The sequence below is a fragment of the Blautia hominis genome (assembly GCA_002270465.1).
Taxonomy (GTDB): Bacteria; Bacillota; Clostridia; order Lachnospirales; family Lachnospiraceae; genus Blautia; species Blautia hominis.
This window is the reverse complement of the sequence record NQOF01000008.1, coordinates 39,913-56,339: the sequence shown is the minus strand read 5'-3', so window position 1 is coordinate 56,339 and position 16,427 is coordinate 39,913. Positions and strand designations below refer to the sequence as shown.

At 46.7% G+C, this 16,427-nt stretch carries 20 protein-coding genes; 3 read left to right on the top strand and 17 right to left on the bottom strand.

The genetic code is table 11. The annotated features are described in order from the left end of the window. Positions 1-202: 202 nt before the first annotated feature. From CI595_RS21830 to CI595_RS26750, 7 genes are all read right to left on the bottom strand, one after another. Entirely contained in the window at positions 203-577 is a 375-nt protein-coding gene (locus tag CI595_RS21830; RefSeq protein WP_095175731.1) for a hypothetical protein, read from the bottom strand. After that, the gene (locus CI595_RS21825) at positions 534-881 is read right to left on the bottom strand and encodes a hypothetical protein (protein ID WP_095175730.1); all 348 of its coding nucleotides are present in this window, start codon (positions 879-881) and stop codon (positions 534-536) included. Before CI595_RS21825 ends, CI595_RS21830 begins: the two co-directional genes overlap by 44 nt. Then, positions 874-1,653 (bottom strand): hypothetical protein, encoded by a 780-nt coding sequence (locus CI595_RS21820; protein ID WP_095175729.1) that lies wholly within the window; start codon positions 1,651-1,653, stop codon positions 874-876. Before CI595_RS21820 ends, CI595_RS21825 begins: the two co-directional genes overlap by 8 nt. Before the next feature lie 11 nt (positions 1,654-1,664). After that, entirely contained in the window at positions 1,665-2,009 is a 345-nt protein-coding gene (locus CI595_RS21815) for a hypothetical protein (protein WP_095175728.1), read from the bottom strand. After that, positions 1,990-3,060 (bottom strand): hypothetical protein, encoded by a 1,071-nt coding sequence (locus CI595_RS21810; protein WP_095175727.1) that lies wholly within the window; start codon positions 3,058-3,060, stop codon positions 1,990-1,992. Before CI595_RS21810 ends, CI595_RS21815 begins: the two co-directional genes overlap by 20 nt. A gap of 8 nt (positions 3,061-3,068) precedes the next feature. Beyond that, positions 3,069-3,521 carry a thioredoxin-dependent thiol peroxidase gene (gene bcp, locus CI595_RS21805; RefSeq protein ID WP_095175726.1) on the bottom strand — a complete coding sequence of 151 codons (453 nt, stop codon included), beginning with the start codon at positions 3,519-3,521 and terminating at the stop codon, positions 3,069-3,071. A 373-nt stretch (positions 3,522-3,894) separates the two neighbouring features. Next, the gene (locus tag CI595_RS26750; RefSeq protein ID WP_243135234.1) at positions 3,895-4,083 is read right to left on the bottom strand and encodes a GNAT family N-acetyltransferase; all 189 of its coding nucleotides are present in this window, start codon (positions 4,081-4,083) and stop codon (positions 3,895-3,897) included. A 630-nt stretch (positions 4,084-4,713) separates the two neighbouring features. On the opposite strand from CI595_RS26750, the gene CI595_RS21795 reads away from it, so the two are divergent. After that, complete coding sequence (locus CI595_RS21795) at positions 4,714-4,926, top strand: cold-shock protein (protein WP_018594431.1); 213 nt, start codon at positions 4,714-4,716, stop codon at positions 4,924-4,926. Positions 4,927-4,992: 66 nt separating this feature from the next. Here CI595_RS21795 and CI595_RS21790 read toward each other — a convergent pair whose 3' ends face one another. From CI595_RS21790 to CI595_RS21765, 6 genes are all read right to left on the bottom strand, one after another. After that, positions 4,993-7,413, bottom strand: a complete 2,421-nt coding sequence (locus tag CI595_RS21790; protein ID WP_095175725.1) for a transglutaminase TgpA family protein — start codon at positions 7,411-7,413, stop codon at positions 4,993-4,995. Further along, positions 7,373-8,470 carry a DUF58 domain-containing protein gene (locus tag CI595_RS21785; protein WP_095175724.1) on the bottom strand — a complete coding sequence of 366 codons (1,098 nt, stop codon included), beginning with the start codon at positions 8,468-8,470 and terminating at the stop codon, positions 7,373-7,375. The genes CI595_RS21790 and CI595_RS21785 overlap by 41 nt, the downstream gene beginning before the upstream one ends. Before the next feature lie 3 nt (positions 8,471-8,473). Continuing rightward, on the bottom strand, positions 8,474-9,421 hold the full coding sequence (locus CI595_RS21780) for an AAA family ATPase (protein WP_095175723.1): 948 nt from the start codon (positions 9,419-9,421) through the stop codon (positions 8,474-8,476). Between the two features lie 14 nt (positions 9,422-9,435). Continuing rightward, on the bottom strand, positions 9,436-10,062 hold the full coding sequence (locus tag CI595_RS21775; protein WP_243135233.1) for a flavodoxin: 627 nt from the start codon (positions 10,060-10,062) through the stop codon (positions 9,436-9,438). Between the two features lie 85 nt (positions 10,063-10,147). Then, positions 10,148-11,167, bottom strand: a complete 1,020-nt coding sequence (locus CI595_RS21770; RefSeq protein ID WP_095175722.1) for an aromatic acid exporter family protein — start codon at positions 11,165-11,167, stop codon at positions 10,148-10,150. Between the two features lie 60 nt (positions 11,168-11,227). Further along, positions 11,228-11,659: a DUF2383 domain-containing protein gene (locus tag CI595_RS21765; protein WP_095175721.1), complete on the bottom strand. Its 432-nt coding sequence runs from the start codon at positions 11,657-11,659 to the stop codon at positions 11,228-11,230. Between the two features lie 146 nt (positions 11,660-11,805). Here CI595_RS21765 and CI595_RS21760 point away from each other — a divergent pair, with 146 nt between their 5' ends. Further along, the gene (locus CI595_RS21760; RefSeq protein ID WP_095175720.1) at positions 11,806-12,765 is read left to right on the top strand and encodes an NYN domain-containing protein; all 960 of its coding nucleotides are present in this window, start codon (positions 11,806-11,808) and stop codon (positions 12,763-12,765) included. Positions 12,766-13,048: 283 nt separating this feature from the next. Here the strand turns inward: CI595_RS21760 and CI595_RS21755 are convergent, their stop codons facing one another. Then, positions 13,049-13,720: an L-2-amino-thiazoline-4-carboxylic acid hydrolase gene (locus CI595_RS21755; protein WP_095175719.1), complete on the bottom strand. Its 672-nt coding sequence runs from the start codon at positions 13,718-13,720 to the stop codon at positions 13,049-13,051. 20 nt (positions 13,721-13,740) lie between these two features. Then, positions 13,741-14,259: a nitroreductase family protein gene (locus CI595_RS21750; protein ID WP_095175917.1), complete on the bottom strand. Its 519-nt coding sequence runs from the start codon at positions 14,257-14,259 to the stop codon at positions 13,741-13,743. 167 nt (positions 14,260-14,426) lie between these two features. Here CI595_RS21750 and CI595_RS21745 point away from each other — a divergent pair, with 167 nt between their 5' ends. Beyond that, entirely contained in the window at positions 14,427-14,771 is a 345-nt protein-coding gene (locus tag CI595_RS21745) for a winged helix-turn-helix transcriptional regulator (protein ID WP_095175718.1), read from the top strand. Here the strand turns inward: CI595_RS21745 and CI595_RS21740 are convergent. Both CI595_RS21740 and CI595_RS21735 read right to left on the bottom strand, forming a co-directional pair. Beyond that, positions 14,768-15,028: a hypothetical protein gene (locus CI595_RS21740; protein ID WP_095175717.1), complete on the bottom strand. Its 261-nt coding sequence runs from the start codon at positions 15,026-15,028 to the stop codon at positions 14,768-14,770. The genes CI595_RS21745 and CI595_RS21740 overlap by 4 nt on opposite strands. Before the next feature lie 346 nt (positions 15,029-15,374). After that, on the bottom strand, positions 15,375-16,232 hold the full coding sequence (locus tag CI595_RS21735) for a tyrosine-type recombinase/integrase (protein ID WP_095175716.1): 858 nt from the start codon (positions 16,230-16,232) through the stop codon (positions 15,375-15,377). Positions 16,233-16,427: the final 195 nt, after the last annotated feature.

Genomic DNA, 16,427 nt, shown 5'->3' with positions numbered 1-16,427 from the left:
GCAGTCAAACCGTATCAAATCACGTTTTTACGATCATACTGTATGTTTTATTTCTTCCATATGCTTACAATAACACATTCTGTACGTCTGCTGTGTGTAAATTCCCAAACGGTAAACATCACTTCCTAAATGGTATACCTCCGGGTAAAACGCCCATGGCAAAAGACGATTCTGTATAAACTTATGCTGGAACTGCCCAAACCTACCGGGGCTTTCCGTAAAACTTCCATACAGCAAATCCCGTGACCGCTGCTGTCAGGCCAACCAGCACTGCCACAAGCCGGATATTTCCTGCTTTTGACTTAACCGAGGATGTTTCATGCACACCCGGGATTTTTTCCGGGGCTTCCGAAGATGTTTCGGCCACACCCGGGATTGTTTCCGGGGCTTCTGCTATATCCCTGTTAATCTCCCTGACCGGCAGATCAGGATTTTCCGGTTCATCAATACAAACCCAGAAGTCTTTGTTTCCCATATAATATCCTACATTTCCCCAATGCATCCCCTCTTCATCTGTAAACTCCGAACCATAGTCAAAGGAATCCTCCCATATAATCCATGGGTACCCAGCCGCCATTCTCCTGAGAATCCTCTACAAATCCCCATTTTACATTCTTCTTATCTGTATAGACAAATGAAATATAATAGGTTTCCCTATTCTGAATGGTCATGACTTTTTCGGCGGATCCGGGACTATCATAGACATCCGTTTCCCCGCCATAGCCATTGACAACATAAACGCGGTTTACATATTCACATGCATCCTTATGCTTTTCGTAAAAACTGTCCTGCGGTTCAAAAATCAAGTCCGCACGCACCACGGAAGCTTGAATGATCATGCACAGAAGTACCAGCAGCGTTATTTGTATCCTCCTATTCATGGTCTCCTCCTTTCCCGTATATTCCCCAAATAAGGCATCCTGTTACAATGACAAGCACCGCAGTAAGCCCGGCCACAACCCAGACCGAAACCGTAAAACCACCATTGACACGGTCAATTGCTTTGGGTGGGTCGGGAATGCTATTGTCCACTTCCCGGATTGGCAGGTTTAAATTTGACGGGTCATCCATACATACCCAATAGGTATAAGAGCCATAATGATAATAATTCACATGTGCCCATTTAAGCCCCTGCTCATCTGTAAAAACCCGGTCATAACTTAATGGATTTCCCTCCATTCTCACTATTAAAGGGTCACCTGAGCCGGGATACGCCCAACTGTATATTGTTTCGCTGCTGTCAACCTCTATGATCCCTTTCTCTTTTTTAATCTGAGATTGGTATTCCTTCAGAAAGGAACTTCCCCCATAAGAAGAGTACATATATGCCATGGGTACCCAGCCTTCTCCTCCTTCCACATCCTCGACCAGTCCCCACATGTTCCCCTTTTCGTCTGTATAGATATAAGAAATATAATGTTCCTCATTATTTTTCATTACAGCCAGCACTTTATCGGACAAAGGACTTTTATAAAGCGTCGTTTCTCCTCCATAGCCGTTAACCGTAAAGGTACGGTTGACATATTCGCATTCTTTTGCATGACGTTTGTAAAAAATATTTTCCGGCTCAAAAATAACATCTGCGGATACGTCCAAAGCCTGTATTCCGAGACAAATCCATATCAGTAAAAACAGAACGATCCCTTTTTTCATCTGTATCCCCCCTATCCAATTAACAACCCCAAAAAGAAAGAACATCCATTTGCCGCCAGTGAATATTTCATAGGATGCCTGCTTCCCTGCAGATAAGCCCTGTAAATTCGTCCCTCTGTTATGACTACTGCTGCCTCCACCAAAAGATAAAAAACAATTTTCCCCGCACCGGGCGGCATATACATCCTCCATATCCACGCAAGAAACACTGCTGCAGGGTTTGTCATAATATTGACCAGACAGATCAGCAGCAAATCCTTTCTCTTTCTTATCCCCCACACAAGAGCAGCAGCTTCCTCGATCACAAGCGTAAGCCCCAGAGAAACCCCAAACATTTTAACCAGATACAGAACCATCCGACTCTCCTTTCCGCCTCATCACCCCGGCAAACAGCAACAGCGAAAGCAAACTTCCCAGACTGCCTGTCAGCCGGGGATCCATAGGCGGCACCGTCTGAAAATAGACCGGCAGAAATCCCAAAAACAGAGCAAACGTCAATGTACCAAAAGCCAGCCCCGGCTGTTCCCGCATCTCCTTCCACATCAGATACAGTGTCAAAGGCATGGTCATATTAAAAAACAGCAGTGCCAGCAGCCCGGTTCCCCAAAATCCACCAAGTCCATACATCCCCGCCGCCAGAATCAAGGAGATCACCGCTGTCCTGGAAATTCCGATCCGGTCAGCAAAAAAACCTCCCGCCGCTTTGCCTCCCGCCACAGCCGCAGTACACAACACCCCCATAAGGACGGTCTTATTCCACGGAAAAGCAGCCGACATCCCAACATAAGACCTCAGCAGCACCACCAAAAAACAACCGACTGCCATCATACTTCTACCATAAACAGGCCTGCCTTTCCCGGATATTCTACTGCCATGCTCTTCCAAATACTTTCCCCTGCCCAGCCACAAAAGCACTCCCCCTAAACTCAGCAGAACAAGCGCCCCTGCCAAAACGATCCCCACCTCAGATACAGACTGACTCCACATTTTCCCAAAAAACAGCCCCAAAGCTCCGGGCGCCACAAAAACTCCCAGCCGTGTGCAGACTCTGTCTTCCCTTTCACTGGTCCAGATAGTCCCCACGCCTCCTCCCACATGAAACAGCGCATTCCCCAGCCCCAAAACCGTCACATGCGTAAATCCGCCCAAAAAAATAAGCACTACCCCAAAAACTGCAAAACCTACGGAACACCTATACTTTTCCTCTGTACCTTTCCCTCTGCATAGCCCGTCAAGTACCACCCCCAACGGCATCTGCAAAGCAAACGCGCAGAAATTATACAACAACAGATACCAGTACCAGGCATCCTTTTCCCGAAATACCCCATACATGGCAAACGCGCAGGCAGCATCCACAAGAAAATGCATACATGAAAACACACCTAAAACAGCCTGTCCCCTTCTCATAGGCTTTCTCAGATTTCTCCCAGCATCTGAGCCGGGTTATCCGCTGCCTTAACCTTTCCGAATGCCTTTTCTATTATCCCGTTCTCATCAATCAGATATGTGGTCCGCACCACCCCCATAACCTTCTTCCCATACATATTTTTCTCTTTCCACACATCATACTCCTGAACCACCTGCAGCTCTGTATCAGAAAGCAGTGTAAACGGCAGATGATATTTCTCCGCAAACTTTTTATGGGAAGCAGCCGTATCCTTGCTGATCCCCAGCACCACAGCCCCCTTCTCCGTAAACTGCGGATAAAGCTCCCCAAAACCACATGCCTGCTTCGTACATCCTGCCGTATTATCCTTACTATAAAAATACAAAACTACTTTCTTTCCCCTGTAGTCAGCCAGCGAAACCGCCTCCCCATCCTGATTTGGCAAAGTAAATTCCGGTGCCTTCCTTCCAACTTCCAACATATCCATTCCTCCATCTCTTGTTTTTTCACTTCTCTTGTTTTTTCACTTCTCTTGTTTTTTCACTTCTCTTGTTTTTTCACTTCTCTTGTTTTTTCACTTCTCTTGTTTTTTCACTTCTCATTTTATCACTTATTTTACAGTTCTCACCACTGCCAGACATCTTCCGGCTCCACAACTACTAATATTATAACTTTATTCCCTGACTAAAGCAACTTAACAACATCCTCTCTCTGCCCCCCTTAATCCCCTTTTAAATAAGTGTCCTTCACAACAGACTTTGTTGCCCCACAAAAAATCCTCAGATCACTCATCCCAAAGTTGTCAAAGGGCGAAAGGCAAACCGGAACGGACTGCTAATAATAAACCAAAGACGCTATATGGAAATCCAATACCTTTGAATGATACCACTTTCACTTAAACCCGCTGTATCAGAAATTTCATTCTCCAACACCCCGCCATTTTTAATAATCGTTCTTTGTGAAGCAATATTTTCTTTATCGCAAGTTAATAAAACCCGGCTTTCCCAAAAGTCACGACAAATAGGCAAAATCAATCTTAGCATTTCTGAGGCATACCCTTTACGTCTTTCTGATTAACGAATACTATATCCAATATTACCTCCAAAATATTTAAGAAAATCCGACAATGGATGACGAAAATCAATCATTCCGACCACAAAATCGTCATTTTCCCTTACGCCTAAAAACACTTCCGAAGGAACATATCCGGGTCATCCCCTAACACTCCGCCCACAAACTCACGCAATATTTTTCCAACAATTCCCGCCTGAGAAAACCAGGGAGAAGCGGAGGTGCCGGGAGGGGCGGCGGGTGTGTATCTGTGGCAGCGAGGTTAAGTGGAGGGTTCTGTGAGATCCACCAATTACGGAGACTTAGGCGAGAGCCCATTGGCGAGCGTCTTAGTCGCAGTTATTGGTTAGCTCACAGGTTCCGCAACGTCGAGCGGCCACAGATACACACCCGCCGCCCCTCCCGGCACCTCCGCTTCTCCCGTCCCCTCCCCCAAAAAAATATTTTTTCCCCTATTGACTTTTCCCTCCCCTCATGCTATGATACAAAAAGTGATTAATTTGAATTTAGAGCCGACCAGACAATGATTCCATTTAATTCATTGCTGTGTTGGCTTTTTTCTATTTTATTACGACCAAATATTATATATGGAGGTACTGATTATGAATAACGGTACAGTGAAATGGTTTAACGCTCAGAAGGGATACGGATTTATTACTGATTCCAATACAGGAGAGGATGTATTCGTACATTTTTCCGCTATTGTTTCCAATGGTTTCAAAAGCCTTGACGAAGGACAGAGAGTAACATTTGATACAGAGCAGGATCCGAAAGACAGCAGAAAACTGAAAGCAGTTAATGTTTGTGCAGCATAATTCCTGATTGCATAAAAAGAGGCCGTGCAGCCAAATGCACGGCCTCTTTTTTATCCATCTTTTCCCTCATCTGTACACTTTCCCATACCGGAAGTAAATCTTCTTATACCAAGGCAGTCTCTCATAAACAGCAGCGCAGACTTTTTTATACACACGCCGTGCATCTCTCCCCTGCATTCCGGACAATTCCTCCTTACCGAAACTCTCCTGAAGGGCAGCCCTCTGTATCTGTCCGGCTTCTTTTTTAGTGACAGACGGTACTGCATTTGACAGACTTTCGGGAAAATCTGCCCCCATGGCATCACAATCTTTCATCTCTCCAGCCAACCCCAGAACCTCCAGCATTCTAACCATGATCTGACCAGTCCCATACTTTTCCTGTCTGCATAGGATCAGATAGCGGCGAAGCAAAATACTCCCCCATACAAAGACTATCAAACCTATCACAGCAAATACAGGCGCCATCCGCAGGAAAAAGGAACGCACGCTTCCCTGGCCGCTCTGGCCGCTCTGGCCGCTCTGGCCGCTCTGGCCGCTCTGGCCGCTCTGGCCGCTCTTCCCGCTGCTCCCATCCTTCTGATCGGCTTCTGTCTCATCTGCATCTTCCATATTTCCTGCCTGTTCCTGACCGGTCATCTCATTTGGAGCATTCGGGTCCTCCTGCTCCGTCTCCGGTTCCTGACCGGTTTCGTCTTCCTCCCCGGCGGTTCCTGCTGCTGTCTCTGCATTCGTCATATTTTCTTCGCTCTCAGCGCCAACTCCGGCGGGCAGTTCTCCCGCTGCCGGAGTTGTCTCCACCGGAATCCACCCCTCTCCTCCGGAATAAATCTCCGCCCACGCATGAGCCTGCTCATCTGTGACAACCGCTCTATACCTGCCGTCTTCCTGCTGTTCAAATAAATCCGGCGTTACCCTAAAGCCCACCGCGTAACGCGACGGAATCCCGTAAGACCGAAACATAAGGGCAGCTGCCGTGGCAAAATGCTGGCAGTATCCTTTCCCCTGTTCAAATATAAAGTATTCCGCAGGGTCCTTTCCAATAGGCACCACGCCGGGGTTCAGAGAATAGGCTGCCTTGGACTGCAGCCAGGAACGGATGAATCCGCTCACCTCCTCTGCCCCTGACTTTTCATTTTCACCGCAAAGACGGACCAGCCGCGGTACCTCCTCCTCGGGAACCGTGAGACAGGACTGCTCCACAAACGTTTTGTAAGCACTCTCCTCCTGCTCAAACCGGGCTATGGTATCTGCATCCGCCATGGCGAGCACCTCTTTAAAATCCTGCTCTGTGTACATGGTGCCTCTATGCACCTTATCATCCCCATACTCCTCCCCGTAAATATAAGGGATTGATGCGGTCCTGTTTTCTGCTGCCAGGGATTTAAGCTCTACATTCTTTTCCCCCGGCATATTTTCCCCGCCGTATACGCCTCCCATATTGGCAAGAATATAACGAATCATATAAAACTGTCTGTTCTCAAAATACTTCCTGGCGTCTGCCCCCTCCTGGGCAGCATACTGTCCATCCAGACTCTCATAAAATTCCTCTCTGTCCGACACTTTCCAGGAACCGTTCTCATACACATCTCCCACAAAGTTTTTCAGATATAAAGCTTCCTCAGGCTTCCCGGAGACGATCACTTCCATCTGTTCTCTTCCGCTTGGGTAAAGACCTCCCCTGTTTATCTGGCCTTTGAGGGATTCGGGAAGCCACATACCTGCGGCCATGCGCCAAACTCTGTCACCGGCCTTTAAAGGAGTCTCATACAGCGTTTCCATATGTCCTGCCGCTCCTTTTTGGGCGATTCCCATAGCCAGCAGAAGAAACACAGCAAGGACAGGTATCACTCTGCCCGCATTTTTGTAAATACTGCGTCTGGTCTGCCCCGGCTTCTGGTCCGTCTTTGCCGCAACACCTGCCATGCGGTTTCCCAGATGAAAAACAGCCAGAAGACAGAGCATCCCTGTCTTGATCTCTGCTTTCTGCATCATGACGGCAAATACAAGAGAAAAAGTAATAAAATAAAAGATCCACCCCTGCTTAGCCAGACTTACCGTCAAATACATAAGGAGCAGCCCCAAAATCACACAGATACACAAAAGCCCCGTCACTTCAATCACGGGAATTGCCCTCATATTCCACATTCCGGCAGCATACAGCATTTTCATATTGGTAAGGTATGCGCTTTGCCTTATTAAAAACATCCCTCCCGCCCCTGCAATTCCGGTCAGTATGATAAAGAAGGGCTTCCATTTCAAAACATCCTGCAAGACCCAGCATAACAAACAAGCCAGAGAAAGTACAAAGACCACGGCTCTCCAGCTATAGTTCAGCCTGAAGATCAGTGAACACAGCAACAGATAACCCAAAATCCCGCAAAAATAGCAGCCGAAAAAGAACAGGCCGCTGACCGGTCCGCCGGTTCTCCCTGCTTTCCTTCTTTTATTAGCTGAGTAAAAATGTCTCTTTTTTGATCTCTTCCGCATAATTATCCTCTGAAAACTGAACCAGCATTTTGTGGTACAAATGCAGCCTGAGGGACGTGTCCATGGAGAGGACTATCTCCCCCTCCTCCTGCCGCCGGTACATCTCCCCTAAATACAATTCATCCGGGTAACTGCTTCCCACAAAAAGAACATCCCTGCGAATCATTTCACATAGATCATTCATAATATCTTCATGGCAGGCCACAGGATACACCTGAATCTGCCCGGTCTGCCCGTCATAACATCCCACCTGATGACTGACTTTTTCCTTCAAAAGCCCTGCACTTACCGCATAGCAAAGCTCCCAAAAGGCATCCATCTGTCCCGGACTTAAAGGCTTTTCTTCCCGGATATCCCAGAATACGAACACCGGTGCCTGCACTTCTGTACAATACTGTTTGCTGAGGAGCTCCCCGCTTCTGGCAGTCAGCTTCCAATGTATATCCCTCATCCCGTCCCCCGGACGATAAGGCTGTATCTGGTATATTTCAGGAGGCTGTACGCCGAGCCTGCTGTTCCCCACCTCCACTTCCATGCCAAAAGGAAGGCTTTCTATGGAAAACTGCATCTCATATCCCTTGGGGTACACCACTGCATTACAGGAGGCCTTCTCCTTTTTCTGCCCGCAAAAAAGACACAGCGGGTCCCAGATTTTTGACTTCACTCCGCTGATCTCCAGGGCACCACAGTGCCTTGGAGAAACTTCAACCGGTATCCTTGCAGTGCCCCTTGCCGGAACATAGCCCTGTACTTTTTTTACCGCTCCTTTGGATGTTCCCTGATTCCATATTTTCATACGTGTTTCAAATTTCATGACAGGTACCAGGGAAGGGTTCACAGCAGTCAAAACCACGGTAAGCGTACTCTCCTTGGACACGGTGCCCCGCTCCGGCTCCAGACTGATCTCCAGTCTGCGGGCCAGATATTTAGCTAAAAAGCCCATACACCCTAAAAACACCAGAAATGCCAGGATAAATACCATAACCGAAGAAGAGCGGTAAAGGCCTGCCAGATAAAAAAACAAAAGAAGTACCAATGTTATCAGCAATTTTCTCATCTGTCATCTCCCCTTAAAAAACGGCCGCTCCTCACGCTCCAATATCTCAGCCAGCACATTCTCTTTTTCCACACCGTCCATACGCGCCCTGGTTCCAAGCCTCACTCTGTGATTGACCACAGGAATGAACTGGGCGGACACATCCGCAGGGGATACAAAGTCATTCCCTGCTATCCAGGCCGTGACCTTAGCCATACGGACCAGGGATATGGTTCCCCTGGGGCTGGCACCGGCTTCCAAATGGGGATTTCTCCTGGTTGCGGTAATGAGTTTGACGATATAATGATAGACAGCGTCGTGGACAAATACCTGTTCTACCTCCTGTCTAATATTCTGAAGCACCTGGGCATTCAGCATGGAGGTCAGATGGTCAGTCTTTCGCTCTATCCCTGTCCCCTTAGCCATCTCCACCTCACTGGCAAAGTCAGGATATCCCATGGTAGTGCAGATCATAAAACGGTCCATCTGGGCAGGCGGCAGCATCTGTGTGCCTGCCGTACCTGAAGGATTCTGTGTTGCAATGACAAAAAAAGGAGCCGGCACCTTTCTGGTCACTCCCTCCACGGTGACCTGCTCCTCCTCCATTACTTCCAGGAGCGCAGACTGTGTTTTGGGTGAAGTACGGTTAATCTCATCCGCAAGAAGCAGATTACAGAATACAGCACCCGGCTGATAGACAAACCGCTGCAGATCCTTTCTGTATATGGAAAACCCGGTCAGGTCAGACGGCAGCACATCCGGCGTAAACTGCACCCTTTTCCAGTCCAGTCCCAAAAGTTTAGATAACGCCAGCGCCAGGGTGGTCTTCCCCGAACCGGGCAGATCTTCCAGCAGCACGTGGCCTCCCGCCAGAAGCGCTGCCAGTACCTCCGCCGTCAGAGTCTCTTTTCCCAATATCACTTGATTAATCTGTGCAAGTACCTCCCACACAGCCTCTCTGTTTGATTTCATATTATTTTATCCCCCTAATCCTGTATTTCCTCTTCTCTGTCCTGATTCTCCCCATACAGACCCAGTCCTTCCAGCCAGTCTGCCATCTCCTCCCCCGCCTGGTCTGCGCGGGAGCCATAAACTGCCAGCCCCTCAAAAGTTTCTGCATCCGGGCACAGTTTTTTCAAATCCTGCTCACTGCTGCCCAGTCCGCTTCCTCCATGAGTACAGAATGGCGCAATGATCTTACCTTCAAAATCATATTCTTCCAGAAATGTATTTACAGCCATGGGCATACTTCCCCACCAGATGGGATACCCCAGCAGCACCACATCATACGCTTCCATATTTTCCACATGGGAGGAAAGCGCCGGACGGGCATTCTCCTCCATTTCACGGGCTGTCTCTTCCAGACACTTGTCATAATCTTCCGAATAAGATTTTTCAGTCTCTATCCGAAACAGATCCCCGCCTGTATACTGGGCAGCCGTTTCCGCCAGTTTCCGTGTATTTCCGCCGTAAGAGAAAAAAGCCACCAGAACTTTTACACTCTCCTTTTCTGCCTGCATCCCGGCAGCATCTTCCGATCCTTTTTTGCCGCAGGAGGACAGGGACAGTGATGCTATCAATAAACAAAAGGCCACAGATATTATTTTTTTCATATTCGGTCCATCCTTTCTGCGTATATTTATGCATATCTCTATTCTATCATAAGTGATGGACCTAACTCCAGCGCAAGACCCTAATTCATTCCTTTTTTTCAGTTTCCCAGTAAATTTTCTTCTGCTTTTCACTCAGGGATTCCACAAACCGCTTCTTATAGAGCAGAAATTCCTCCAAATCCATCATAATATGATATAAAACCGCTCTTCCCTCGAATTCCTCCCTGGTCACCGGAAGCGGTGCCCTGTGAAATTCATCCTCCACCTGGCGGAGTCTTTCTATCTGTTTCTTCGGCACATTTTTTTCCTCCACGAATCGTTTCATATAAGTCATGTACTCTGCAATGGTCAGGGCCTGGCTGGGCATGGTGCGGATCTTCTGTATCTCCCAGTGAAGGCTCTGCAGCATACTGCACTGCCTGGTCCGCATTTCAATATAATGGTTGTAATACTCCGTGTGGGGAAGAAATGTATTTCTGTCGTACTCATAGGCCCGCTCCATGGAATGGGACAGATGCTCCTCCAGATGAGCGATCTCCTCCCATACATCCGCCTGGTTTTCTCTCTGCATCAGGTAGTCTGCCAGCATTTCCAGAATGTCCTGCAGCCTGGCTTCCACATACCGCATATCCTGCAAGATCTGTTTTTTCCTGCTCTGGTTGCGCTGAAACAAGTTCAGCACCACCGCCACTGTTATACCGATAAAGACAAGACAAAACTCATTCCAGATAGCAGCAGCGCCAAAGTCCTGCGTTGTCCAGAAATGTGTCCCTATGACTGCATTGACAGACATGGTATTCTGCCATCCCACAAACAGGCTTATGCCCACCAGCAGAAATACAAACACGCCGTATGTGATCCATTCCCTGCTCATATGGCTGAAGATCATCCAGGCCAGAAGCACGGCAGCAAAAAAAGAGAGAAGCCTCACAGCAGACAGCCTGAGGGTATCCCATCTTGTATTGATCAATGTCAGCAGCGCGATGATCCCCGCTGAGCTGGCAAATTCCAGGTGAAACTGCTCCGCTGCAAGTATTGCAACACAGCTTCCTATGGCTGTTTTCAGAGCAATTGCCACATATTTTCCGGCTTTCATTTTCAGCATATCAAACCCTCACAAAAAAGGCTCCCACACAGAATCTCCTGTGCAGCAGCCCTGATCCTTTTATAGAAACGGTTGTAAATCTTTCATAAATCTTTCTTCTGCTTTCACAAGGCGTTTTGCCAATGCGATACTGTCTGTGGACGCATGGCAATATTGATTTACAGCCTTGCTGATACTCTGGATGCCCATATTACTGCCGTCTGTCAGAAGCTTTGCAATCTGGCTGCTGTCATCCTTTATCATGAGCTTCACCTCTGTCGTAACCTTGGAAAAGGCAGCAGCCACAGGGCCCGGGTCTTTCTCCTCCTCACCGGACTGCTGAAGCAGCCGGGAGGTTTCCTTCTCCAAATCCTGATGTTTGCGGATGTATTCATTGACCAGATCCTTCAGCTTCTCATCTTTGATGTAATCGCTGACCTGCTTCATGCTGTTGATTCCCATTTTACATCCGGAGTTGCATTCCTCTAAAAGCTTCTTGGTATGTGTCTCCACGTTCCATGCCCTTCTTTCTTTTTCCTTTTAGTATGGGCAATCCTCCGACATTATATGCTCTTTTTTCCTATACCAAAAAGCAATTTTGTATGTTATACTTTTTATATGATGTGTGAAAAAACATCGGAATAAGAGGTTAGGGAAATATGGAAGATAAATACGCACTGCTGATCGACGCAGATAATGTCTCAGCCAAATACATCAAGCCTATTCTGGATGAACTCTCCAAATACGGAAACGTAACATACAAGAGAATATACGGTGACTGGACCAGCACTTATAATTCCAGTTGGAAGGAAGTCCTGCTGGAAAATTCCATCACACCCATTCAGCAGTTCAGCTATACACACGGAAAAAATGCCACGGACTCTGCCATGATCATAGATGCCATGGACATGCTGTATACAAGCGAGCTGGAGGGTTTCTGTCTTGTTTCCAGTGACAGCGATTTTACAAAACTGGCCAGCCGCCTGCGGGAAAGCGGCAAAAATGTCATCGGCATGGGGGAGGACAAGACACCTTCCTCCTTCAGGAAGGCCTGTGATATATTTACGGTACTGGAACTGCTGCTTGAGGATAACGCCATAGAAAAAGAGGAAAAGCCTGCCATCCATGCAATGGAAAAATGTACGAAGCAAAACAATGCCGAGGTGGTTTCCAAGACGGAGATTGAGGAAGCTGTGGTGAAGATCATCACCGAGAATCAGAATAATGATAAGATCACAGGCCTGGGAGAAGTTGGCAGCCGTCTGGTCAAGCTATATCCTGATTTTGATGTTAGGCGTTACGGATACAGTCTTCTGTCGAAATTTTTAGAAGCCTTCCCCAAATTAAAGCTGCGGCAGGAGGGGACCCAGGTGTCTGTCACGCTATACGAGGACAAGAGTAAAAAAGAGATGCTGGAAGAATATGTGATCCAGCTTGTCAGAAACGCAGGCCGGCAGGGTGTACCACTGGGAACTCTCAGCAACAAAATCCGGAACCGTTTCGGAGACTTTAAGGTGCGGGATTACGGTTTCTCACAGTTCAAGCAGTATATACAGAGTTTTCCGGAAATACATATCCGGGAGGACGGGGAACAGAACTGGGCCGTTTACGACGCATAGGCTTAGTTTTTCCTAATGTAAAAGTATGCGGGTACATGGAAGTGTTTATATCCATGTACCCGCATTTTCATTGCCGCAGCCCATGTCAAAGGTCTGCATTTCTTATCGTTCCATTCTCTGCCGCAGCTCATGTCAAAGGTCTGCATTTTCTATCGTTTCATTCTCTGCCGCAGCCCGTGTCAAAGGTCTGCATTTCCTATCGTTTCATTCTCTGCCGCAGCCCGTGTCAAAGATCTGCATTTCCTATCGTTTCATTCTCTGTGGACTGGCGGCTGCAAGTCTCCTAGACAAGGTTAAAATCTGTTTCCAGATATCTGTGCAGGGTGTCCAGACAATCTGCCCCGTATTTGTCTGCAAATTTTTCGTCTACTTTCTTTATGATACTTTCCCCATCTAAAAAAACGGTCCGTATGTATTCCCCGAAAGTTTTGTAATAATGACCGCAGTGGTAATCCCAGTCCTTTTTCGCTTCTTTGGAGACCGGCACGCTGTTGTCAAGCGCAGCGTTTCGGAATACAAGCCGGCAGCATGGCGCATTGTGAAGCACGCTTTTCTGTTCAAACAGCAGGTCCGGATTAAATCCTCTGATAATCCCCTTGTCTATCTCCCTGCAGTATACCAGGCCGCACGCCTCAAGTCCCATCTCTTTAAAAGTGTCATGCCATGCGCAGGTATAAACCCGTGTCTCTGCGTCGGGATATTCCCCGGCCATTTCCATTTTGCCTGGAATGGTGGCATATATCTCCCCGTATGCCATATATGTATTATAGTCTAAAGGCCTTTTGTCACGCATTGCCCTTAAAGCCATGCGATGTCCCCGCTGTTCCGCTGTTCTCTGGACAGCTTTTATAAAGCATTCCTCTCCTGCCGGACCTTCTGCGGCTTTTAACTCCTGATAAAACAGCCCAATTAAAAACGCATGTACCTTTTCATTAAAAACACAGTTTTCTGTCATATTATAATTCTCCCCTATGGTTAAAAATGTTCAAATGAGGCCAGGCTTTTAACCGCTATGCGTGTTTCCTCATGCCGGTCCGGTGACTGGGGCGTTTCCTCACTATAACCCACTGCAAGTATATTAACCGGTTCCAGATTCTTTGGAATGCAGAATTCTTCCCGTAAGATATCGGGTTTAAAATAACAGATCCAAACACTTCCGAGTCCCAGGTCAGACGCCTGAAGCATCATGTGGTCTGTTAGGATGGACGCATCAATATCACAAGTCTGCTTTTTATCAAAAGGCCGAACCCATGCTTTATCATGATCCGCACATACCACTATGGCAAGGGGCGCATGGTAGATATTTGCCGCCTTTGACAATTTTTCAAGTCCTTCCTCCTGCTGTATCACCAACAGGCGGACAGGCTGCAGATTTGCGGCCGTGGGAGCCACGTGGGCGGCTTCCAATATTTTTTCTAATTTTTCTTTCTCCACCTTCTTTCCGTTATAAGAGCGGACAGAGTACCTCTTTTTTGCCAGTTCTGAAAATTCCATATGATCCATTCCTTTCTCTTTCTATTTTTCTTGGTCTATGCTATAATCTTACCACTGATTTTACTTTTGGCAAGAACGCACTTTTTTGGTATATAGTACCCAAAAAGTAACTGTTCCGTAGATCTCTTTGAAAAATCTTCAAATTGAAAAAGAAAGGAAAAACAAGAATGAAGACATGCAGCAGCTCTTATACCTGTCCTGTGGAAGCTACCATTCATCTGATCGGAGGAAAATATAAGGCGGTCATCCTCTGGCATCTGAGAGATCAGGTGCTTAGATTCAGTGAACTCCATCGGCTTGTCCCCAAAGCTACAACCAAGATGCTGACACAGCAGTTAAGGGAATTGGAGAGCGACGGTCTGATCAGCCGCACGGTATATCCGGTTGTCCCACCCAAAACAGAGTACGCCCTTACCGAATTCGGCCAGACCCTGCTTCCTGTATTGGAATCCTTGTGCGACTGGGGAACCATATATCTGGAAAAAATAAGTGATGCTGACTGTTCCTTCTAAAATAATTCATCCCAGAAATCAAGCTGGAATTCTCTCATCTTTTCCCTCAGAAGAGTCATTTCCCTGTCGCTCAGCACTGCAGTTTCCCGCAGCTCCGTTTCTGTGCATGACAGGATGTCCGTGACATACTCGATCCTGTGGTTTATAAGTTTATCTGTCAGCTTTCTGCCAAGCCCCATCTCCTCCACGTGGTTCGGCATTCTCCTTTTGACTTCTTTACTCTTTTTGAGGAACCTTTTTCGACCTGTCTCAATCATATCCTGCTCCCTCCGGCTCACTGTCCTTCCTGCGGCTGTTTTCTTACTACATAATAAGAATTATGTGGTAAAGAATGATTATCTTCTTAAGGAATCTTATGAGAGGCACAGCGGAATATGCTGTCTTTTCTTTCGAGCCTGCATTTATCTGTCCGCAGGTTTCTTTTTGATATGCATAAGAATTGATAATAACAGACTATTTCCTTCCTTCGCTGCCCAAAGGAGACAAACCCGGTATATTATATTGACATTTTTTACCGTATGTATTAAAATTTCTATAAACCAAATGCATGGACACCTATAACAACTACATAATTCTTATTATGTGGTATTAATATCCTTCTTTCTATGGAACAATCAAATCCAGTTGTTCTATCATTCCCTGAAATTTCTTCAGCGTATCTGCTGTGTAAATCCGTGTCACTTCAAGACTGCTGTGTCCCAGAACGTCTGCCAGTGCGGCAAGATTGTTTGTTGCCTTATAAAAAGAGCGGGCAAAGAGATGACGCAGATTGTGCGGAAAAACTTTTTTCGGTTTAATTCCTGCCTGCTCTGCCAATACTTTCATTTCTGTCCATATGTTACTTCTGTCCTTTGGTCTTCCGTTTCTGGTGACAAAGACAGGACCTGTTTTGATCCCCTGTTTTCCCGCATAGCACAATAATTTTTTCCGCAGACCCTCCGGGATCAGGACAATTCGTGTTTTTCCCTTATTACAGACTTCCAGACGACCGTATTGAAGATTTTTTACGGTCAGATATTTCAGTTCACTGACCCTGACTCCCGTGGCGCAGATGGCCTCCAGTATGAGGGCAAGCTGGTCCTTCTCCTTCTTTCTTGCCGTCTCTACCAGTTTCCGGTACTCTTTCTTTGTCATTTCCTTTTCTGAATCCAGAAACATCCGTTTCTGCACTTTATAGCTCTTCACTTTTAACTCCGGAAATCCCAGGTAATCTAAAAAGCAGTTGACTGCAGCCAGCATGGAATTGGTACTGCTCACTGCATACTTCTGCCTCAACCATTCTTTGTACTCCAGAAGACGTATTCTGCTGACTTGTCTGTCAGGCCCCAGATATTTTAAAAAGGTCTTTAAGTCCGTGGAGTATTTTCTGATGGTTGCCCCTGTCTTTTCCTGGCTGTATAAATGATAAGAAAATCCCTCGATCAGTTCTGTCTTCATGGTAAATGTATTTTCTTTCTGCATAGGCAGACCTCCTGTAGATATAGTGTTATTCCATTATTATAGCTTTTAAAGGAAATAACGCAATCACCATGGAGCAATTTCCAGTATTTACCATACACCGGGCTATATGTCCTGTACCCCGGATTGTTTTATGAACTCTTTCTGCAGCGCAAAAATGTCAAAAATGTCATTTGGCGTTTAGGAATTCAATATGTA